The sequence below is a fragment of the Rhodococcus sp. T7 genome (assembly GCF_009872365.1).
In the GTDB taxonomy this organism is placed as follows: domain Bacteria; phylum Actinomycetota; class Actinomycetes; order Mycobacteriales; family Mycobacteriaceae; genus Rhodococcus_F.
Genome location: NZ_WXYH01000373.1, coordinates 1 through 20,310, shown reverse-complemented (window position 1 = coordinate 20,310; position 20,310 = coordinate 1). Strand labels below are relative to the sequence as shown.

Below are 20,310 nucleotides of genomic sequence, written 5' to 3'. Positions count from 1 at the left end.
AGGCACGACGCCGCAACACTTTGTACGCTTTCCGTGACCTCATCGAGACGTGTCAACCGATGGTCGGGGCGGTTCCACGGCTCTTCACGAGCAGTAGCGAAACAAAGGGGGGACCTCGTGTCCCAGCGCAGACCTCTCCGTCCCGTGCGCCGTGCCGCCGTTGCCGGTGCTCTCGCGTTCTGTGCGACCGCTCTCGTCGCTCTTCCCGCGAACGCCGCACCGGTGGCGGGCAGTTCCGACAGCGGCAGCACCGGCGGCAGTTCGATGGGTTCTTCCGTCCTTCCGACGCCCATCCCCACTCCGACCGGGCTGGCCGCACTCGCGGCCGCGACGACCCAGACGGGCAAGCCCTATCTGTGGGGTGGAACGGGTCCGGACGCGTGGGACTGCTCGGGCCTGGTGCAGTGGGCATTTCGGCAGGCCGGGGTGAACCTGCCGCGCACCACCTGGGAGCAGGCCGAGGTCGGCGCCCCCATTCCGCTGTGGGCGCTAGCTCCCGGCGACATCGTGGTGCTCAACGACGACGCGTCGCACATCGGCATCTACGCGGGCTTCGGCCAGGTCTTCAATGCGTACGGACGCGGCGTGCCGGTGGGTCTGGCGCCGCTGTCGCAGTTCCACATCTACGGCATCCGCCGGTTCTGACGGTCGCCCGTGGCGGTACGGCCGGCGACGTACGGCCACACCGCGACGACGAACAGCACCACCACCGCGACCGGTCCGAGCAGGGCCGCCCACGCGGGCACGTCCGGCAGTGCCGCCGCGAGAACGGCCACGGCGCCGGCGGCGACCGCCCCCAGCAGGAGCGTCGGGATTCCCCGGGCGGGGCCGACGTAGGCGACGAGCAGCAATGCCGTCACCGCGACCCCGGCAGCGGCCGCCGCGGGCGCGGACGCGTCGCCCAGGACGAGCGCGATCAGCGCCCCCTGCACCGCGAGCACCGCAACCCATCTCATCGGTGCGCTCCTGACGGCCTGCGGGCCCGATCGGCGAGGGCCAGCGCCAGATCCAGTGCCGAATCGTCCTCCCACGCCACCACCGGAACGCCGAGGACGCCCATGTTCCGGTACATGTTCCGCCGCTCGAGCCGCCACATCCGGCCGGTCATCGGGTCGAGTTCGCGCTCGAACGGCGGACCGCGGAGGACGTCGACGGCCACGACCACGTGACCGCGCCGCCGCAACTCCAGCAGCGACAGCGCGAACCCGGTGTCCAGCATGGTGGAGAACGCGATGACCACCGCCCGCGGCGGCAACGCGACCCGCGGAACCAACGTGCCTTCAACTGCGCCGCCGGCGTCGATCGAGGGGGCGCCTCCGCCGTCCAGGACCGTGTCGAGGATCCGGTAGAACTGCCTGCGCCCGATGTCGGCGCCGAGCCACTGCAGCCGGAGACCGTGGGCGACGACGCCCGCCCGATCGCCGCGCTGCAGGGCCGTCTGCACCACCTGCGTCGCCCCGCGGACGGTGCGGTCCAGACTCTCCGACGCCGGTCCGGGCGCCTGCGGGGTGGTGTCGAGTACGGCGACGACGTCGGCGGCCCGATCCATGATCCGTTCGGTCACGTGCAGCCTGCCGCGACGGGCACTGACCGGCCAGTTGACGCTGCGCAGCGGATCTCCCGGGGCGTGCGGCCGGATGTCGCCGAACTCGACTCCCGAACCGAATCGGCGGGTGCGGTGCGCGCCGATGCGGTCCGGAAGCGGGGCGTGCGGGAGTGGCGTCGGCATCGGCGGTGCGAGCGGAAAGATCCGCAGTTCCGCGGCGGGAACCCGCGCCGTCGCGGTCAGCAGGCCACCGCCCGCGCGCGCCGTGACGATCAGGGCGGGGATGTATCGACCCCACCGGTCCGCCGACACCAGGTACTCGCCGACACCGGTTTGCTCGACCCGGTAGTTGTCGGACGACGCCGGTGCCACCGCCAGTTCCGCCGCACCGCCGCACGTCGTCACGTCCACCGAGAACCGCACCGACTCGGATTCGAAGCACCGCAGCACGTCGCCCGAACTGTCGACCCGCACTCCGGAGGCCGGTCGCGGCAACCACGTCAGCGCACCGAGCGCGCCCAGCATCGGGGCCGCGAACACCATCAGTTCCCACCACCTCCCCACGACACCCGCAGTCAGTGCCACGGCCGCGCACGTCGTCAGGGCGAGGGCGGCCGGCGACGCCCGCCACGTCAGCAGGTGCTCCGTCATTGTTCCCTCGGCGTCATCGTGCCCTCGGCGCGGGGAGGCGGCGCAACAGTTCCGCGAGGACGTCGTCGCTGCGGATGCGGCGCACCCACATCTCCGGCCGCAGGCTGATGCGATGCGCGACAGCGGGAACGGCCAGCGCCTTGATGTCCTCGGGAATGACGAAGTCCCGACCTGCGAGGAGGGCGCGTGCCCGCGCCAGCTGGACGAGGTCGAGTTCGGCGCGGGGGCTGGCCCCGACCTCGACCTGCGGGTGATGCCGGGTGGCGTTCGCGAGTGCGACGACGTACCCGAGGACGTCGTGATGAACACTCACCTGCTCGAGCGATTCCCGCATCGCCAGGAGGTCGGCGGCATCGACCACCTGCTCGACGACGACGGCGGCGGATCCCCTGTCCAGCCGTCGGCGCAGCATCTCGTGCTCGTCGGTCTCGGTGAGGTACCCCAGTCTCAGCCGGAGCGTGAACCTGTCCAACTGCGCCTCGGGCAGCGGGTAGGTGCCCTCGTACTCGATGGGATTGTCGGTGGCGAGTACGACGAAGGGACGCGGCAGGATCCGGGTGGTGCCGTCGACGCTGACCTGCCCCTCGGCCATGGCCTCGAGCAGCGCGGCCTGGGTCTTGGGCGGGGTGCGGTTGATCTCGTCGGCCAGCAGCAGGTTGGTGAAGATCGGGCCCGAGCGAAACTCGAACCGTCCCGACGGCATGTCGTAGATGGTGGCGCCGAGCAGATCGGCGGGCAGCAGGTCGGGGGTGAACTGGACGCGTGTGAAGTCGAGCCCGAGAGCCGCGGCGAAAGAGCGGGCCACCAACGTCTTTCCGAGTCCGGGCAGATCCTCGATGAGCACGTGTCCGCCCGCGAGCACGGCGAGCAGGATCGACGTGAGTTCGTCGTGTTTGCCGACCACCGCCCGTTCGACCTCTGCCAGCACGGCGTGGGCGCGCGCGGTGGTGACCTCGGCGGGCATCGTCACAGCTGCTCCAGTCGTTGCAGGATCCGGTCGAGGACGTCCCGGCCCGGACCGGGTTCGGTCCTGTCGGAGCGCTGGACGCCGTCCGGATCGACCCACCGCCACAGGTCGCCGAAGAACACCTCACCCGCCGCGGCGGTGTCGGCGGGGTCGAGTCCCTGCCGCTGTCCGGTGGACTGCTGGAATTCGCGCGCCAGCAGCGGACGCAGATGGTGGTCCCAGTCGCCGCGCGTACCGTCCGCCCAGCTGATCAACGATTCCGTCCGCGCCATCCAGCGGGCCGTCGCCTCGGCCCGTTCCGCTTCCAGGCCCGACATCTCGTCGTCGACGTCCGCCGGTGCCATCCGTTGCCGAATCTCGAAGAGCACCAGTGCGGTCACCGCTCCCGCGATCAGCACGGCGGCGCCGTACCGGCCCGCGGCCACCAGCGGGACCTCCACGGCCAGTACCGCTGCGACACCGATTACGGCGACGGCGAGCATGCGTCACTCCCCAGGTCGTCGAGCACGCGGCGGAGCAGGTCCGCGGCCTCGTCACGGTGGTGTTCGCCCATCGGATGCGGGCTGAACCGCGCCTCCGAGAACAGCCGCACCAGCGGCGCCGCCGCCTCGAAGCGCAGCACCCCGAGCTGAACTGCGCGAGCCAGCACTTCGGACGGTGTGTCCGAATCCCGCGGTTCGGCACCCGGCGCCGTCCGCAACGCGTCCTCCATCGCCGCGTAACTGGCGATGATAGCTTCGCGCGGCGGCAGACTGGGCGCCACGACCACGGCGAGACCTTCCTCCGCGGCCCGGGCCAACGACTGCGCGCCCGCCGGAGCGTCGGGGGAACTCGGCGCCGTCCAGGCGCCGACGCGGGACTTCAGGGGACGCCGTGCCACGCCACCGAGGATCAGCACCGTCACCAGGATCGGTCCGACAATCGCTGCCGCGGTCCACAATTCCGCGAGATCCTCGCGGGCCTCGGCGACCGCGTCGGGCGGCGGGACCGTCTCGCCGGGCACCACCTGGTCGGTGCGGTCGGCCCCCTCGTCGGCGGCCTGGGTCGTCGCGCGCTGACGGTCGACGGGTTCGTCGCCGCGGACGGATCCGAGGAGGAACGCCGCGGCCACCAGAAGCGAGGCGAACACCGCCCACCCGACCACGTGCCGGCGCGAGACCGAAGACCCGGTGTTCCCGGTCGGCCCGACCGTCGGCGGGTCGGGGGCGACCCGCGGACGTCCACCGCGCACGGCCGACGCGAGCGCCACGGCCGCGACGACGACAGCGATCGCCGAGAGGACGACCAACGCCCGCGTCGCTCCCGCACCCGGCTCCGCCGTCGTGGCGGGGGTGTCGGGCGCGGGAACCGCCCTGACCACAAGGGTGACCGTCACGACGGCCGCCAGCAGGGCGACCGTGTGCACGACCCTGCTCATCACGCGACGGTCCGGCATCCTCACTCCCGAGTTGCCCCTCCATCGTGACACGCGGAGACGTAGAAAATCTCTCGTTCACGGCCGCGGACGGCGCAGCATGTTCGGGACGCACCCGTCCACGAAGGAGAGTTACTTGACCATGTCCCCGGCAACCGGAGCCGACCTGGCTCGTTCACTGGAACCTCTGGGGGTTGCGGTTCCCTCGGCCGTCCCCACGCACTGGTACAACCTGGCGGCGGATCTTCCGGAACCCGTTCCGCCGCATCTTCATCCGGGCACGCGGGAACCGCTGGGACCGGAGGATCTGGCACCGCTGTTCCCGGCGAGCCTGATCGAGCAGGAGGTCGCGACCGACCGCTACATCGAGATTCCCGAGACGGTTCGGGAGATCTACGGCATGTGGCGTCCGTCGCCGCTGGTGCGGGCGCATCGGCTCGAACGGGTGCTCGGCACCCCGGCACGGATCTACTACAAGTACGAGGGTGTGAGCCCGGTCGGCTCGCACAAGCCGAATACGGCTGTCGCGCAGGCCTACTACAACGCCCTCGAGGGCACCACCAAGCTCACCACCGAGACCGGGGCGGGTCAGTGGGGCGCGTCGCTGTCGTTCGCCGGTGCGCTGCTCGGTCTCGACGTCGAGGTATGGCAGGTCCGCGCGTCCTACGACGCGAAGCCCTACCGCCGACTCCAGATGGAGGCGTACGGCGGCATCTGTCATCCGTCGCCGTCCGACCTCACCGAGGCGGGCCGGGCGATTCTCGCCGAGCACCCCGACACGACGGGTTCGCTGGGCATGGCGATCAGCGAGGCCGTCGAGGTGGCCGCCAAGGATCCGCAGGCGCACTACTCGCTGGGCAGCGTCCTCAACCACGTCATGCTCCACCAGACCGTAATCGGCCAGGAGGCGATGGCCCAACTGGACGAGGCGGGCGAGCCCGTCGCGCACACGGTGTTCGGTTGCGCCGGCGGCGGTTCCAACCTCGCCGGCCTGACCTTCCCGTTCCTCGGCCGCAACCTGCGCGAGGGCACCACCACCCGCCTCGTCGCGTGTGAGCCGGCGGCCTGCCCGTCGCTGACGCAGGGCGAGTACCGCTACGATTTCGGCGACGTCGCGGGTCTGACGCCGCTGCTGAAGATGTACACACTCGGCAACGACTTCGTCCCGCCGGCGATCCACGCGGGCGGCCTGCGGTACCACGGCATGTCGCCGATGGTCTCGCACGCCGTCGCCCTCGGACTGATGGAGGCGACCGCGATCGAACAGGACGACGCACTCACCGCGGGCCTGCTGTTCGCCCGGGCCGAGGGCATCATCCCCGCTCCGGAATCCACGCACGGTGTGGCCGCGGCCATCGCGCACGCCCGCACGGTCACCGAACCGGAGGTCGTGGTCATCGGACTGTCCGGCAACGGCCAGTTGGACCTGCCCGCGTACAGCCGGTACGTCTGATCGATCCACCGCCGGGGCAGATCTTCGGGTCTGCCTCGGCGGTCACCGGCTCAGCGTCGACAACCGGCTCACCAGGCGGTCGACGTCGAGGGTGCCCGCGAGTCCGGTGAACATCTCCTCCCACGGCGCGTCCGCCACAACGGTCAGCGCGGTGCCGCGGTCGTACAGCACGTCGACGACGTTCGCGAACCGCCGCACGGTGTCCGTACCGGCCTCCCGCAGTCGGGGCACACCGGTGATCACCCAGCAGCCGAACCGCTCGGCCAGGTCGAGGTAGTCCGCGGGTGCGGTCGGGGTGGCGCACAGCGCCGCGAACTCGAACCAGACCGTCCGGTCGCGTACCGCCGCTGCCGTCACGGTGCGCGTGCCGACAGTCAGGGCGACCCGCTCCGACGGGGCCTCGATTGCGGTCGCGGGGACGAACCGGCCGGCAGCGAATCCGGCGTCCGGTGCGGTCACGGTGCGGTAGTCGACGGGACCGGCCACCCGCACGACGGTCAGATTTTGCTTCAGCACGGTGATCGTCGGCTCGAACAGGTGGTGGAACAGCGGGTTGGGCAGCAGTCCTTCGGGCGGATAGTTCGACGTCACCACCAGCGTGATGCCGCGGGCGAACAGCGCCTTCAACAGGCGCGCCACCAGCATCGCGTCCCCGACGTCGTGGAGGTGGAACTCGTCGAAGCACAGCAACCGGACGTCGCCGAGCGCCGCGTCGATCGCGAGGTCGATGGACCCCAGCACGTGCGCGTCGGCGTGGAGGCTACGGAAGAACGAGTGAAAGTGCACCCGCCGTTTCGGGACGTCGGTAGCCGCGTGGAAGCGATCCATCAGCCAGGTCTTGCCACGCCCGACGGGGCCCCACAGGTACACGCCGCGAACCCCGGGTCTCCCCTGCTCCAGGCCGTCGGCGGTCTCGTCCAGGACGGCCGCCGCCGAGCGCTGCGCGTCGTCCAGCAGAACCTCTACATCCACGGAAGGAGACACTACGAATGGAGAGTCTCGCGCGACAAGCAGATGTGAGCAGGGAGACTGTGCGACGCGACGGCCCGAACGCGGCAGACCAGGCGACGAAAATCCCGAATTTCTGGGAAGATCGTGACGTGAACCCCCAGTACCTCAGCCGTCTCCCCGACAGCGGTTTCGACCGAGTCGACGCACTCCTCGCGCCCGTCGACGACGAACTCACGGCGGCGTATCCGGGTGATCGGCAGCAAGCGCAGCCCATCCACACCGTCTACGTGAGCGCGGCGGACGCCGGCCCGGACACCCCGAGGGCGTGGGGTGAGCAGGCTGTCGAACTGCTGGACAGGTATGCCGATGCGCTGTCCGAAATCGGCACGAGCGGTGCACTTCCCGACGTGCGCGCGACGCTGGGGCGCAGTCCGATCCAGGATCTGCGGATCGACTTCGAGGACGGCTACGGCTGGCGGAGCGACGACGTCGAGGACGCGGCCGCACTGGAGACGGGTCGCACGCTGCGACAGCTGTCGTCCGACCTGTCCGGTCCGCGGTCGCTGGGGATCCGCGCGAAGGGCCTTGCGCCGCACGAGCGCCGCCGCGGCATCCGCACGCTCGAACTCGTCCTCGAAGGCGCGGGTGGGGTTCCCGACGGCTTCGTGTTCACCGTGCCGAAACTGCGTGCAGCCCCGCAGGTCACCGCGGTCGTCGCGTTGTGCGAGGAACTGGAGAGCGCGTACGGGCTCCCCGACGGGTCGCTGCGCTTCGAGTTGCAGATCGAGAGCCCGCAGGCAGTTCTCGGGCCCGACGGCACCGTGACCGTCGCGAAGGCGATCCAGCTCGCCGAGGGACGCTGCACCGGATTGCACTACGGCACTTACGACTACAGCGCGGCCTGCGGAATCGCCTCCCGGTTCCAGTCGCTCGAGCACCCGGTGGCCGACCACGCCAAGTCCGTGATGCTGGTGGCGGCGGCCCAGACCGGGGTGTGGGTGTGCGACGGGTCCACCCAGGTGGTCCCGCAGGGCAGCGACGAGGAGATTCGAGCGGCCCTGGCCCGGCACTACCGTCTCGTCACCCGGTCGCTCGAACGCGGGTACTACCAGGGATGGGACATGCATCCCGGACATCTGATCACCCGCTGGCTCGCGACGTTCGACTTCTACCGCGACGCGCTGCCCGCCGCGGCCACCCGCCTGCAGGCCTACCTCGACCGCCAGGGCGGCGGGGTGATGGACGAACCGGCCACCGCGCAGGCCCTCGCGACGGTGCTGCTGCGGGGACTGGCGTGTGGTGCGTTCGACGAGGACGCGGTCCGCGCGCAGGCCCCGGGATGCACGGTGGAGACGCTCCGCGACCTCCTCACCCGGGCGGTGGTTCCGGAGATCTGACCGCCTCCCCGCCTCCGAGGACCACCCGCACCACCCCCGCCGAGGTCCTACACTTGGCCCACGCCCGATCAGGAGGTACCAGCACCCGTGACCCCGAACGCCTTGACCCCGCCCAGCTTCCGGAGTCTGCCGGACCTGGCCGTACGCACACTCGGCGGCGCCGTCGTGTGGGCCAACGACGAGCTGTTCGCCGAGCGGGAGAACCTCATCCGCCCGACGGCCGCCGTGTACCAGCCGGCGACGTTCGGGCACAAGGGTCAGGTGTACGACGGCTGGGAGACCCGCCGTCGCCGGGTGGCGGGCACGGACGAGGCGATCGTCCGGCTCGGGGTTCCCGGCGTGGTGCGCGGCGTCGTGGTCGACACCGCCTGGTTCAAGGGCAACTACCCGCCGGAGATCTCGGTGCAGGCCGCGTCGGTCGACGGCTACCCGTCCGCCGAGGAACTGGTCGGCGCCGACTGGACCACGATCGTCGAGCGCAGCCCCGTTCAGGGTGACACCGAGAATCCGTTCGCGGTCGACTCCGACGCACGGTGGACGCACGTGAAGCTCACGATGCACCCGGACGGCGGTGTCGCCCGGCTCCGCGTGCACGGCGAGGGCCGTCCCGACCCCCGTTTCCTCGACGCGGGCCCCGTCGATCTCGCGGCCCTCGAGAACGGCGCCCGAGTCACGTCCTGTTCCAACATGTTCTACGGTTCGCCGCAGAACATGCTGCTCCCCGGTCTCGCCCGGGTGATGGGTGACGGCTGGGAGACGTCCCGCCGCCGCGACGACGGCAACGACTGGGTCGAGATCCGGCTCGCCGCCCAGGGCACGGTGTCGCTGGCCGAAATCGACACCTCCTACTTCCTCGGCAATGCCCCCGGTGAGGCGAGCCTCCTCGGGCGGGACGGCGACGGCGAGTGGACGGAACTGCTCCCGCGGACGCGCCTGCAACCCGACACGAGGCACCGCTTCGTCATCGACAGCGACCGGCCCGTCACTGATGCCCGGCTCGACATCTTCCCGGACGGCGGCATGGCGCGGTTGCGGTTGTGGGGTTCCCTGACTGACGCGGGTCGGGCAGGGTTGACGGCATGACACACGGTTTCGACTCCAGCTATCCTCGTGACCTGGTCGGATACGGGCAGCACCCGCCCGATCCGCAGTGGCCGGGCGGGGCGAAGATCGCCGTCCAGTTCGTCCTCAACTACGAGGAGGGCGCCGAGAACAACGTCCTCCACGGCGATGACGCGTCGGAGACGTTCCTGTCCGAGATGGTCGGTGCGCAGCCGTTCCCGAACCGGCACATGAGCATGGAATCGATCTACGAATACGGTTCCCGCGCCGGGCTGTGGCGGGTGCTCCGGGCGTTCGAGCGGCGCGGGCTGCCGCTCACGATCTTCGCGGTGGCCAAGGCCATGCAGCGGAACCCGGAGGCCGTCAGCGCCTTTCGCGAACTCGGTCACGAGATCGCCTGCCACGGCCTGTGGTGGAAGTCGTACCAGCTGTCCGACGAGGACGCCGAACGCCGGGACCTGGCCGAGGCCGTGGACATCCTGCGGGACCTCACCGGCGAGGCGCCGCTGGGCTGGTACACCGGCCGCGACTCCCCGGTCACCCGGCAGTTGGTGGTCGAGCACGGCGGCTTCGAGTACGACTCCGACTCGTACGCCGACGACCTGCCGTACTGGGTGAAGGTCGACGCCCCCGGCAAGGGCCTGGTCGACCACCTGGTGGTGCCGTACACCCTCGACACCAACGACATGCGGTTCGCGTCCCCCGGCGGATTCCCGAGCGGCGAGCAGTTCTTCGCGCACCTGCGGGACGCCTTCGACGTCCTGTACGCGGAGGGCACGGCAGGGGCGCCGAAGATGCTGTCCGTGGGTCTGCACTGCCGGATCGTCGGCAGGCCCGCCCGCACCGCGGCGCTGGAGCGTTTCCTCGACCACGTGCAGTCCCACGACGACGTGTGGGTCGCCCGGCGCATCGAGATCGCCCGCCACTGGCGCGCCGTCCACCCCGCCTGAGGACGGTCCGATGCCCCCGCGAAGACCGTCTCTGCTGGTCACGAACCTGGCCAACCGGGATCCCGGCAGCTCGCAGACCGTGATCCTGGAGGAACTGCGCCGGGTGATCCTCAGCGGCGGCGCCCCGCCGGGCACCCCGATCCCGGTGGACGAGGTGGCCGAGCACTTCGGTGTCAGCCGCATCCCGATCCGGGAGTCGCTGAAGACGCTGATCGGTGAGGGTCTCGTCGATCACCGGGCCAACGCCGGGTACACGGTCGCCCGGCTGACCGTGGACGAACTCGAGGAGTTGTATCTGGTGCGGGGCGTCCTCGAGTCGGCGGCGCACTCGGTGGCGATCACCCTGGCCGACGAGTCGGACGACACGAGGGCCCGGGAGACGTACGCGGCGCTCGACCGCTCGGTTCTCGAGGACGACCTGACCGCGTACCACCGGGAGAGCCGCAACTTCCACCTCGCCCTGGCGTCGCCGTGCCGGATGCAGCGGCTGCTGCACATGTTCGAGGCGGCGTGGAACATCACCGAGCCGGTGCAGCCGATGTCGCAGGTCGACACCCCGGAGCGGCTGCGGCTGCACCTCGGGCACCGCGACATGCTCGCGGCGTTCCTCGCCCGGGACGCCGCCGCACTGAAGGCGGCCACCGATCGGCACAACGAGCAACTCGACACGGTGATCGCCGCCCTGCCCACGGACACCGGAATCTTCCGGGACACGCCCGGGTAGGCCGTCCGGCAAGATATATTCTCGGCCCGCTCGGGCGCCCGCGAGAATATATCTTCGCCGTCACAGTCAGGAAATATCCGAAAACTACTTTTGCTCCCAGCGCTTCGGTGGTGTGCTTTTCACCGAGGCACCCTCACGTCGAAGCAGTCGTCTCCGGACTGCACCAGGGAGCAAAACGATGACTCAGACAGCGCCCTCCTCCTCCGAAGGGGAAACCGTCCCCGGTGCACACCTGGCCGGCGCCGGGCTGATCAAACCCGGCTATCACCCGCGACTGACCAACGACGACCTCGCGCCGCTGAAGACCCAGTCGTGGTCGTCGTACAACATCTTCGCGTTCTGGATGTCCGACGTGCACAGCGTCGGCGGGTACGTCACCGCGGGCAGCCTGTTCGCGCTCGGGCTGACCAGCTGGCAGGTCCTCGTCGCCCTCGTGGTCGGCATCGCGATCGTCAACGTGTTCGCGAACCTGGTGGCCAAACCCAGCCAGGTCACCGGTGTCCCCTACCCGGTCATGTGCCGCAGCGCGTTCGGCGTCCTGGGCGCGAACGTCCCGGCCGTCATCCGCGGCCTCATCGCGGTGGCCTGGTACGGAATCCAGACGTACCTGGCGTCGCACGCGTTCGTGATCCTCGGCCTGAAGATCTGGCCGGGCCTGGCGCCGTGGGCGGACGTGCACGAGCACGGATTCCTCGGCCTGTCGGCGCTCGGCTGGGCCGGGTTCATGACGATGTGGGTGCTGCAGGCGCTGGTCTTCTGGCGCGGCATGGAAAGCATCCGCAAGTTCATCGACTTCTGCGGCCCCGCCGTCTACATCGTGATGTTGATGCTCGCCATCTACCTGATCAGCGAGGCCGGATGGTCGAACATCAGCCTGAACCTCGGCGAGGTGAACTACACCGGCTGGTCGGCCGTCCCCGTGGTGCTGGGCGCGATCGCCCTTGTCGTGTCGTACTTCTCGGGCCCGATGCTCAACTTCGGCGACTTCTCCCGGTACGGAAAGACGTTCGCCGCGGTCAAGCGCGGCAACTTCCTCGGCCTCCCGGTGAACTTCCTGTTCTTCTCGATCCTCACCGTCGTCACCGCGTCGGCGACGCTGCCCGTGTACGGCCGGCTGATCACCGACCCGGTCGAGACGGTCGCGCAGATGGACAACCTGTTCGCCGTCGTCCTCGGTCTGCTCACCTTCATCGTCGCCACCATCGGTATCAACATCGTCGCCAACTTCGTGTCCCCGGCGTTCGACTTCTCGCACGTCAGCCCGCAGCGCATCAGCTGGCGCACGGGCGGAATGATCGCCGCCGTCGGATCCGTCCTGATCACCCCGTGGAACCTGTACAACAACCCGGAGGTGATCCACTACACGCTCGAGACGCTCGGCGCCTTCATCGGGCCGCTGTTCGGAATCCTCATCGCGGACTACTACCTGGTGCGCAGGCAGCGGATCGTCCTCGACGACATGTTCACCATGTCGCACGACGGAACATACTGGTACAAGAAGGGTTACAACCCGGCCGCGATCATCTCCACCGTCGTCGGCGCGCTCGTCGCGGTAGTTCCCGTGATCCTCAAGGCCCAGCCGTTCGGACTCGACGTGTGGGGCATGGCCGGCGCCGCCCAGTACTCGTGGTTCCTGGGCATGGGCATCGGATTCCTCTGCTATTTCGCACTGTCCACCGGCGCGCGTCGTGCGCACCGCACCGCAACGGTCGAGGCGTAGGTCGAGGAACGTGCACATCAAGATCGTCAATCCGAACACCACCCGGGCGATGACCGACAAGATCGGCGACTGCGCCCGCTCCGTCGCCGGCCCCGGGACGGTCGTCGAGGCGGTGAGCCCGCAGATGGGCCCCGCGTCGATCGAGAGTCACTACGACGAAGCACTCAGTGTCCCTGGGCTTCTCGAGGAGATCGCGCGCGGCGAGGCGGCCGGCGTGGACGGGTACGTGATCGCATGCTTCGGCGACCCGGGCCTCGACGCGGCCCGGGAACTGGCCTCCGGCCCCGTGCTCGGCATCGCCGAGGCGGCCATGCACACCGCGAGCTTCCTCGGCCGCGGGTTCAGCGTCGTCACCACACTGGGACGCACCCGAGGGCGGGCGTGGGAACTCGCCGAACGGTATGGCATGCAACGCTTCTGCCTCGGCGTGCACGCGTGCGAGATCGCGGTCCTCGACCTCGACCGCGACCCGGACGCGGTGAAGGTGATCACCGAGGCCTGCCGCGCCGCCCTCGACCGGGACGGTTCGGACGCGATCGTGCTGGGCTGCGCGGGCATGGCGGACCTGTGCGCGGTCATCTCGGCGGAACTCGGCGTGCCGGTGGTCGACGGCGTGGCGGCGGCGACCCTCATGGTGCAGTCCCTCGTGACGCTCGGTCTGCGGACCGGCACACGCGGCGAGTTCGCGGCTCCCCTGCCCAAGAAGTACACCGGACTGCTCGAGGCTTTCGGTCGCTGACCCGAAGGGCTGCGCCCTGTGCGCCATTGTGGTAGCCAGAGGTACCGAAAAGGCGCACGAGCGAGGAGCCGTCATGACCGAACCGCCCGGCCTGATCGCGTTCAACGCGCTGAGCGACGCGCGGGCAGTCGACCTGCTGGTGCAGTGCTGCGCGTCGACGGTGTGGGCGCAACGAATGGCCGCCGGGCGGCCCTTCCCGTCCGCCGACGCGCTGCACACCGCTGCCGACACCGTGCTCGCCGACCTGAGCGAGTCCGAGGTCGACGCGGCACTGGCCGGGCATCCGCGGATCGGCGACCGCGTGGACAATCCGTCGTCGGCGCGCGAACAGTCGGCAGTCGCGTCCGCCGACGACGACGTCCGCGCGCGCCTGCGGTCGGGTAACGAGGAGTACGAGCAGAAGTTCGGGCACGTCTACCTGGTCTGCGCGTCCGGTCGGTCGGCGCAGGAACTGCTCGATGTGCTGCACGCGCGTCTCGGCAACGACGCCGCGACGGAGCGCAAGATCCTGCGGACCGAACTGGCCGCCATCAACCGGTTGCGCCTCGAACGCTTTCTCGGCGAGATCGGAGACACGGCCAACTGATGTCCAAGATCCTGAGCACCCACGTACTCGACGCCACCGACGGCGCACCCGCCGCCGGAGTACACGTCCAACTGTTGTCCCCGGACGGCGACGTCCTCGCGAGCGCGACGACCGATTCGGACGGCCGCGTCGCCGAGATCGCGCCGGACGGTCTGACCGTGGCCACCTATTCGCTGGTCTTCGCCACCGGTGAGTACTTCGCCGCCCGCGGCCGGGAGACGTTCTACCCGGAGGTGACCGTCACGTTCGTCGTCGACGACCCGCAGCGCGGGTATCACGTCCCGTTGCTGTTGTCCCCGTTCGCCTATTCCACCTACCGCGGGAGCTGAAGATGACCGACCTCACCGGTGCCATCGTCCTGGGCGACAACCAGTACGGCAAGGCCGAGAACCGCATCGTGCGGATCTACCGCGACACCCCCCGTCACGAAATCCGGGACGTGAGCGTGTCGACATGCCTGCGCGGCGACTTCTCGGCGGCGCACCTCGCCGGCGACCAGAGTTCGGTGCTACCCACCGACACCCAGAAGCAGACGGCGTACTCCTACGCGAAGGAGAAGGGACTCGACTCCATCGAGGAGTACGGGCTCACGCTGGCACGGCACTTCGTGGACGACGTGGCCCCGGTCGAAGGTGCCCGCATCGAGATCGAGGAATACGCGTGGCAGCGCGCGGTGGTCGACGGAGCGGAACACGACCACACCTGGGTGCGCAAGGGCGAGGAGGTGCGCACCGCGGCGATCACCGTCGACGCCGACGGCACGTGGGTGGTCGGCGGGCTCAAGGATCTCGTGATCCTCAAGTCCACGGGCAGCGAATTCTTCGGATTCCTGAAGGACGAGTACACGATCCTCGAGGAAACCCACGACCGGGTGATGGCGACGTCGCTCGTCGTGCAGTGGCGGTTCGTCACCACCGACGTGGACTGGAACAGCGTCTACGCCGGCATCAAGGAGCAGATCGTCGCAACGTTCGCGACTCTCCATTCGCTCGCCCTGCAGCAGACGCTGTACGAGATCGGCAAGGCGATCCTGGAGCGTTACCCCGTGCTCGCGGAAGTGCGACTGTCCGCGCCGAACAAGCACCACTTCGCCCACGACCTCGCCCGTTTCGGTGTGGAGAACGACAACGAGGTCTTCCACGCCGCCGACCGCCCGTACGGCCTGATCCAGGCCACGGTGCAGCGTTCCGACGCCCCGGACCCCGGGCCCGCGTGGTCCGCGTACGCGGGGTGGCTCAGCTGATGTCCGACGCCCCCGGCACCGTCGTCGTCGCCGGCGCCCACGTCGCCACGGTCGACGCGTCGGGCACCGAGCATCCGGACGGCTACGTCGTCGTGCGGGGCAACCGCATCGTCGACGTCGGTGCCGGTCCCGCGCCGGTGGTCGAGGGGGCACGCGTCGTCGACGGACGCGGCTGCCTGCTGACTCCCGGACTGGTGAACACCCACCACCACCTGTACCAGTGGATCACCCGCGGACTCGCCGCCGACGACAACCTGTTCGGCTGGCTGACCACCCTCTACCCGATCTGGGCGGGCATCGACGCCGACGCCGTCCGGACCGCGGCCACCGGCGGTCTCGCCTGGCTGGCGAAACACGGGTGCACGACCACCACCGACCACCATTACGTCGTGCCCCGCGACGGTGGCGACGTGTTCGGCGCCGAGATCGAGGCCGCCCGGACCGTCGGGTTGCGGTTCCACCCCAGCCGGGGGTCGATGGACCTGGGCCACAGCCAGGGCGGGTTGCCACCCGACTCGGTGGTGGAGCGTCTCGACGACGTCCTGATGGGCACCCAGGACGTCATCGACCGCTGGCACGACCCATCGCCCGACTCGATGCTGCGGGTCGCGGTGGCGCCCTGCTCCCCGTTCTCCGTCACCGCCGACCTGCTGACCGAGGCCGCGGCCCTCGCCCGGTCTGCCGGGGTGCGACTGCACACCCACCTCGCGGAAACCATTGACGAGCAGGACTTCTGCCTCGACCGGTTCGGCTGCACCCCGGTGCAGTACATGGAGCGACTCGGCTGGGTGGGTCCCGACGTCTGGTACGCCCACGCCGTCCATCTCGACGACGTCGCGATCACCACCCTGGCCGGCACCGGCACCGGCGTCGCCCACTGCCCCACGTCCAATGCACGCCTCGGCGCCGGAATCGCCCGGGCCAGGGACCTCCACGCGGCCGGGGTCCCGCTGGGGCTCGGTGTCGACGGCGCCGCCAGCAACGAGGCGTGCAACATGCTCGAGGAGGCCCGCCATGCCGTGCTGTTCGCCCGGGCCCGCGGCGGCCCGCGCGAGATGACGGTGCGCACCGCACTCGAACTCGGCACGATCGGCGGGGCCCGGGTGCTCGGCCGGGACGACGAACTCGGCTCCCTCGAACCCGGCAAACTCGCCGACCTCGCGCTGTGGCGGGTCGACACCCTCGCGCATTCCGGCATCACCGACCCGGTGGCGGCTTTGGTCCTCGGGGCCACGGCGCCGCTGGAGTTGCTTCTGGTGAACGGGCGCGCCGTCGTCGAGCGTGGGAGAGTGATCACCGTGAACGAGGACGACGTCGCCGCGGAGGTCGAGCAGGCCCACCGGGCCCTGGTGCGCAAGGCGGGGTGAATCATGGATCTGTCGTTCGTGACGGAGATCTCGGCGCCGCGCAGCCGGGACGACCTGCCCGCCCCAAAACCCGGAACGGCGTACCTGGCGGGCGGCACCTGGCTGTATTCGGAGCCGCAACCGACGGTCACCCGGCTGATCGACCTGGCCACCCTCGACTGGCCCGCGATCACCGTCCACGACGACGGACTCGAACTCGCCGCGACGTGCACCATCGAGAATCTCTGCAATGCACCGCTTCCCGCCGAGTGGACGGCGAAGACACTGTTCCGGCCGTGCGCCGAGTCGCTGGTCGCGTCGTGGAAGATCTGGCACACCGCGACCGTCGGTGGCAACCTCGCGCTGGCGCTGCCTGCCGGCGCGATGATCACGCTGTGCTGCACGCTCGACGCCGAACTCCTGATCTGGACCGCCGACGGCGGTGAACGCCGGGTTCCGGTGGACCGGTTCGTCACCGGGGCGGGCCGCACGGCGCTGGGAGACGGTGACCTGATCCGCAGCATCCACCTCCCCGCCGCCGCGTTGCGGGGCCGCACGTCGCTGCGGAAGATCGCATACTCGCCGCTCGGACGGTCCGGCGCGCTGCTCGCCGGACGTGTCGGCGCCGACGGGTTCACGCTGACCGTCACCGCGGCGACCGTCCGCCCGTTCGTCCTGCGCTTCCCCGCCGTGCCCGCTACCGACGTGTTGAGCGACGCTCTGGCCGAACGGATCTCCCCCGACGACTACCTGACGGACGCCCACGGCGCCGCGGACTGGCGTCGCCACGTCACGGGCGTCCTCGCCGAGGAGATCCGGAGGGAGCTGGAATGAAGTTGACTGTCGACGGTCAGTCGGTGGAGGCCGACGCACGGCCCGGTCAGTGCCTGCGCACCTTCCTGCGGGAGCAGCAGCGGTTCGCGGTCAAGAAGGGCTGCGACGCCGGGGATTGCGGCGCCTGTTCCGTGCTGCTCGACGGCGCCCCGGTGCACTCGTGTGTGGTGCCGGCGCATCGCGCGGAGAACCGCGAGGTGACCACCGCGGCCGGTCTCGGCAGTCCCGACGAACTCCATCCCGTGCAACAGCAGTTCGTCGACGCAGCGGGATTCCAGTGCGGGTTCTGCACACCCGGAATGGTGGTGACCGCGTCCGCGCTCGACTCCGGGCAACGCGCCGACCTGCCGCGCGCACTGAAGGGAAATCTGTGCCGCTGCACCGGTTATCGCTCCATCCGCGACGCCGTCGGCGGCGTGTGCACCACCGAATCGGACAGTGCCGGTGCGTCGTTCGGACGGTCGATTCCCGCGCCCGCGGCCACCCGCGTGGTGTGCGGCGCCGAACCGTACACGCTCGATCTGGCCGTCGACGGGTTGACCCACATCCAGATCCTCGGCAGCCCGCATCCGCACGCCCGCATCACCCGCCTCGACACGTCCGCGGCCGAGCGACTGCCCGGCGTCCACGCGGTGCTCACCCACCGCGACAGCCCCGACGTGGCCTTCTCCACCGCACGTCACGAGTTCCGCACGGACGACCCCGACGACACGTACGTGTTCGACACGATCCTCCGGTTCCGCGGGCAGCGCGTCGCCGCGGTGGTCGCGGACTCCGTCGACATCGCCCGGCGCGCACTGCAGTTGATCGAGGTGGAGTACGAAGTCCTCGAACCGGTCTTCGACCCCGACCTGGCGCGCCGCCCCGGTGCACCCCTGCTGCACGGCGACAAGGGTGCCGAGTCCCGGATCGCCGACCCGGCCCGGAACCTGGTGGCCGAGGTGCACGGCGAGACCGGCGACCTCGCCGCCGGGCTCGCGGCCGCGCGGGACACAGGTGCGGTGGTGGAGGGCACGTGGCAGACCCAGCGCGTGCAGCACACGCATCTCGAAACCCACTCGGCCATCGGTTGGCTCGACCCCGACGGCCGGCTCACCCTCCGCAGCAGCACCCAGGTGCCGTTCCTCGTCCGCGACGAACTCGCCCACCTGTTCTCGCTCGACCGCGCACAGGTCCGGGTGTTCACGGCCCGCGTCGGGGGCGGCTTCGGCGCGAAGCAGGAGATGCTGGTGGAGGACCTCGTCGCCCTCGCCGTGCTGCGCACCGGCCGACCGGTGCAGTACGAGTTCACGCGGTCCGACCAGTTCACGACCGCCCCGTGCCGGCATCCCATGCGGGTGTCGGTGAAGGCCGGCGCCGACGGCGACGGCACGCTGACGGCACTCGCCGTCGACGTGCTGTCGGATGCCGGTGCGTACGGCAATCATTCGGTGGGCGTGATGTTCCACGGCTGCAGCGAATCCGTGGCGCTGTACCGATCGCCGAACAAGCGGGTCGATGCCCAGGCCGTGTACACCAACAACCTGCCGTCCGGGGCGTTCCGCGGCTACGGGCTGGGGCAGATCATCTTCGCGGTGGAGTCCGCGCTCGACCAACTGGCCGCGGAGCTGGGAATCGATCCGTTCGAGTTGCGTCGGCGCAATGTGGTCGTCCCGGGTGACGACTTCGTCGATTTCGAAGTGGAACACGGCGACCTCACGTACGGCAGCTACGGTCTGGACCAGTGCCTCGACCTGGCGGAGTCCGCGCTGCGCCGCGGCAACGACGTGGCCCCGCCGGACGGTCCGCAGTGGCGGGTCGGCGAGGGCATGGCGGCGTCCATGATCGCGACCATCCCGCCGCGGGGACACTTCGCGGACGTGTCGTGCACCCTCGTCGAGGGCAGCCGCTACGAACTGCGGGTGGGCACAGCCGAGTTCGGGAACGGCACCACCACCGTGCACGCGCAGCTCGCCGCGTCCGCGCTGGGCACCACCGCCGACCGGATCACCGTGATCCAATCCGACACCGACGTCGCCGGGCACGACACCGGAGCATTCGGTTCGGCAGGCACAGTCGTCGCGGGGAAGGCGGTGCATCTCGCCGGAACCCGGCTGCGGGACCAGCTGTTCGAGGTCGCCCGCCGCGTCGCGGGCGCCGCCGGGGACAGCGACTGCGCCCTCACGCCCGACGCGGTCGTGGTCGCCGGGCGGACCGTCGAACTCGACAAGCTGGTGCCCGAGGGACCGCTCCGGGCCGAGGGCCACCACGACGGCACCCCGCGGTCGGTGGTGTTCAACGTGCACGCCTTCCGAGTGGCGGTCGACACCGTCACCGGGGAGGTCCGGATCCTGCAGTCCATCCAGGCGGCGGACGCAGGCACGGTCCTCAACCCGCAGCAGTGCCGCGGGCAGGTCGAGGGCGGCGTGGCGCAGGCCATCGGCAGCGCGCTGTACGAGGAGATCCTGCTCGACGGCGCCGGGACCGTCCTCAACCCGCAGCTGCGGAACTATCACATCCCGCAGCTCGTGGACGTGCCGGACACCGAGGTCTACTTCGCGGACACCTACGACGAACTGGGCCCGCACGGCGCCAAATCGATGAGCGAATCCCCGTACAACCCGGTCGCTCCGGCACTGGCCAACGCGATCGCGGACGCCACCGGCGCCCGGCTGCGGCGGCTCCCGATGACCCCCGCCGCCGTCTGGCGTGCGCTGACGCGCCCGTGAGTACTTATTAACCGCCCGA

The 20,310-nt window shown here is 70.1% G+C and carries 20 protein-coding genes; 14 read left to right on the top strand and 6 right to left on the bottom strand.

The window, feature by feature from the left end; genetic code table 11:
• Positions 1-117 precede the first annotated feature (117 nt).
• Positions 118-645 (top strand): C40 family peptidase, encoded by a 528-nt coding sequence (locus MLGJGCBP_RS40210; protein ID WP_087559459.1) that lies wholly within the window; start codon positions 118-120, stop codon positions 643-645.
• Here MLGJGCBP_RS40210 and MLGJGCBP_RS40205 read toward each other — a convergent pair.
• Genes MLGJGCBP_RS40205 through MLGJGCBP_RS40185 form a run of 5 tightly spaced genes read right to left on the bottom strand, consistent with a single transcriptional unit; the run spans position 624 to position 4,599 of the window.
• Positions 624-956, bottom strand: coding sequence for a hypothetical protein (locus tag MLGJGCBP_RS40205; RefSeq protein WP_160102903.1), 333 nt, complete (start codon positions 954-956; stop codon positions 624-626). The genes MLGJGCBP_RS40210 and MLGJGCBP_RS40205 overlap by 22 nt on opposite strands.
• Positions 953-2,197: a DUF58 domain-containing protein gene (locus tag MLGJGCBP_RS40200; RefSeq protein ID WP_160102901.1), complete on the bottom strand. Its 1,245-nt coding sequence runs from the start codon at positions 2,195-2,197 to the stop codon at positions 953-955. The genes MLGJGCBP_RS40205 and MLGJGCBP_RS40200 overlap by 4 nt, the downstream gene beginning before the upstream one ends.
• Positions 2,198-2,210: 13 nt before the next feature.
• A complete protein-coding gene (locus tag MLGJGCBP_RS40195; RefSeq protein ID WP_160102899.1) occupies positions 2,211-3,167 on the bottom strand; it encodes an AAA family ATPase in 957 nt (318 codons plus the stop codon).
• Positions 3,164-3,646: a hypothetical protein gene (locus tag MLGJGCBP_RS40190; RefSeq protein WP_160102897.1), complete on the bottom strand. Its 483-nt coding sequence runs from the start codon at positions 3,644-3,646 to the stop codon at positions 3,164-3,166. Before MLGJGCBP_RS40190 ends, MLGJGCBP_RS40195 begins: the two co-directional genes overlap by 4 nt.
• Positions 3,628-4,599, bottom strand: a complete 972-nt coding sequence (locus MLGJGCBP_RS40185) for a DUF4129 domain-containing protein (RefSeq protein ID WP_160102895.1) — start codon at positions 4,597-4,599, stop codon at positions 3,628-3,630. Before MLGJGCBP_RS40185 ends, MLGJGCBP_RS40190 begins: the two co-directional genes overlap by 19 nt.
• A 115-nt stretch (positions 4,600-4,714) precedes the next feature.
• Here MLGJGCBP_RS40185 and MLGJGCBP_RS40180 point away from each other — a divergent pair, with 115 nt between their 5' ends.
• Positions 4,715-6,031 (top strand): TrpB-like pyridoxal phosphate-dependent enzyme, encoded by a 1,317-nt coding sequence (locus tag MLGJGCBP_RS40180; protein ID WP_160102893.1) that lies wholly within the window; start codon positions 4,715-4,717, stop codon positions 6,029-6,031.
• A gap of 42 nt (positions 6,032-6,073) precedes the next feature.
• Here the strand turns inward: MLGJGCBP_RS40180 and zapE are convergent, their stop codons facing one another.
• The gene (gene zapE / locus MLGJGCBP_RS40175) at positions 6,074-6,985 is read right to left on the bottom strand and encodes a cell division protein ZapE (RefSeq protein WP_160102935.1); all 912 of its coding nucleotides are present in this window, start codon (positions 6,983-6,985) and stop codon (positions 6,074-6,076) included.
• A gap of 146 nt (positions 6,986-7,131) precedes the next feature.
• On the opposite strand from zapE, the gene MLGJGCBP_RS40170 reads away from it, so the two are divergent.
• The 12 genes from MLGJGCBP_RS40170 (at position 7,132) to MLGJGCBP_RS40115 (ending at position 20,291) form a co-directional block, all read left to right on the top strand.
• Positions 7,132-8,379: a DUF6986 family protein gene (locus MLGJGCBP_RS40170; RefSeq protein ID WP_160102933.1), complete on the top strand. Its 1,248-nt coding sequence runs from the start codon at positions 7,132-7,134 to the stop codon at positions 8,377-8,379.
• An 87-nt stretch (positions 8,380-8,466) separates the two neighbouring features.
• Positions 8,467-9,462: an allantoicase gene (gene alc, locus MLGJGCBP_RS40165; RefSeq protein WP_160102891.1), complete on the top strand. Its 996-nt coding sequence runs from the start codon at positions 8,467-8,469 to the stop codon at positions 9,460-9,462.
• Positions 9,459-10,391 (top strand): allantoinase PuuE, encoded by a 933-nt coding sequence (gene puuE, locus MLGJGCBP_RS40160; RefSeq protein WP_160102889.1) that lies wholly within the window; start codon positions 9,459-9,461, stop codon positions 10,389-10,391. The genes alc and puuE overlap by 4 nt, the downstream gene beginning before the upstream one ends.
• Positions 10,392-10,401: 10 nt before the next feature.
• Positions 10,402-11,115 carry a GntR family transcriptional regulator gene (locus tag MLGJGCBP_RS40155; protein ID WP_160102887.1) on the top strand — a complete coding sequence of 238 codons (714 nt, stop codon included), beginning with the start codon at positions 10,402-10,404 and terminating at the stop codon, positions 11,113-11,115.
• A 178-nt stretch (positions 11,116-11,293) separates the two neighbouring features.
• Positions 11,294-12,835: an NCS1 family nucleobase:cation symporter-1 gene (locus tag MLGJGCBP_RS40150; RefSeq protein ID WP_160102885.1), complete on the top strand. Its 1,542-nt coding sequence runs from the start codon at positions 11,294-11,296 to the stop codon at positions 12,833-12,835.
• A 10-nt stretch (positions 12,836-12,845) separates the two neighbouring features.
• Positions 12,846-13,574 (top strand): aspartate/glutamate racemase family protein, encoded by a 729-nt coding sequence (locus MLGJGCBP_RS40145; RefSeq protein WP_160102883.1) that lies wholly within the window; start codon positions 12,846-12,848, stop codon positions 13,572-13,574.
• A 73-nt stretch (positions 13,575-13,647) separates the two neighbouring features.
• Positions 13,648-14,160, top strand: a complete 513-nt coding sequence (gene uraD, locus MLGJGCBP_RS40140; RefSeq protein ID WP_160102881.1) for a 2-oxo-4-hydroxy-4-carboxy-5-ureidoimidazoline decarboxylase — start codon at positions 13,648-13,650, stop codon at positions 14,158-14,160.
• Positions 14,160-14,489 carry a hydroxyisourate hydrolase gene (uraH, locus tag MLGJGCBP_RS40135; protein WP_160102879.1) on the top strand — a complete coding sequence of 110 codons (330 nt, stop codon included), beginning with the start codon at positions 14,160-14,162 and terminating at the stop codon, positions 14,487-14,489. The genes uraD and uraH overlap by 1 nt, the downstream gene beginning before the upstream one ends.
• Before the next feature lie 2 nt (positions 14,490-14,491).
• Positions 14,492-15,403, top strand: coding sequence for a factor-independent urate hydroxylase (gene pucL, locus MLGJGCBP_RS40130; RefSeq protein ID WP_160102877.1), 912 nt, complete (start codon positions 14,492-14,494; stop codon positions 15,401-15,403).
• Positions 15,403-16,770, top strand: a complete 1,368-nt coding sequence (locus MLGJGCBP_RS40125) for an 8-oxoguanine deaminase (protein WP_160102875.1) — start codon at positions 15,403-15,405, stop codon at positions 16,768-16,770. The genes pucL and MLGJGCBP_RS40125 overlap by 1 nt, the downstream gene beginning before the upstream one ends.
• Before the next feature lie 3 nt (positions 16,771-16,773).
• A complete protein-coding gene (locus tag MLGJGCBP_RS40120; RefSeq protein ID WP_160102873.1) occupies positions 16,774-17,583 on the top strand; it encodes an FAD binding domain-containing protein in 810 nt (269 codons plus the stop codon).
• Complete coding sequence (locus MLGJGCBP_RS40115; RefSeq protein ID WP_160102871.1) at positions 17,580-20,291, top strand: molybdopterin-dependent oxidoreductase; 2,712 nt, start codon at positions 17,580-17,582, stop codon at positions 20,289-20,291. The genes MLGJGCBP_RS40120 and MLGJGCBP_RS40115 overlap by 4 nt, the downstream gene beginning before the upstream one ends.
• The last annotated feature ends 19 nt before the right edge of the window (positions 20,292-20,310 follow it).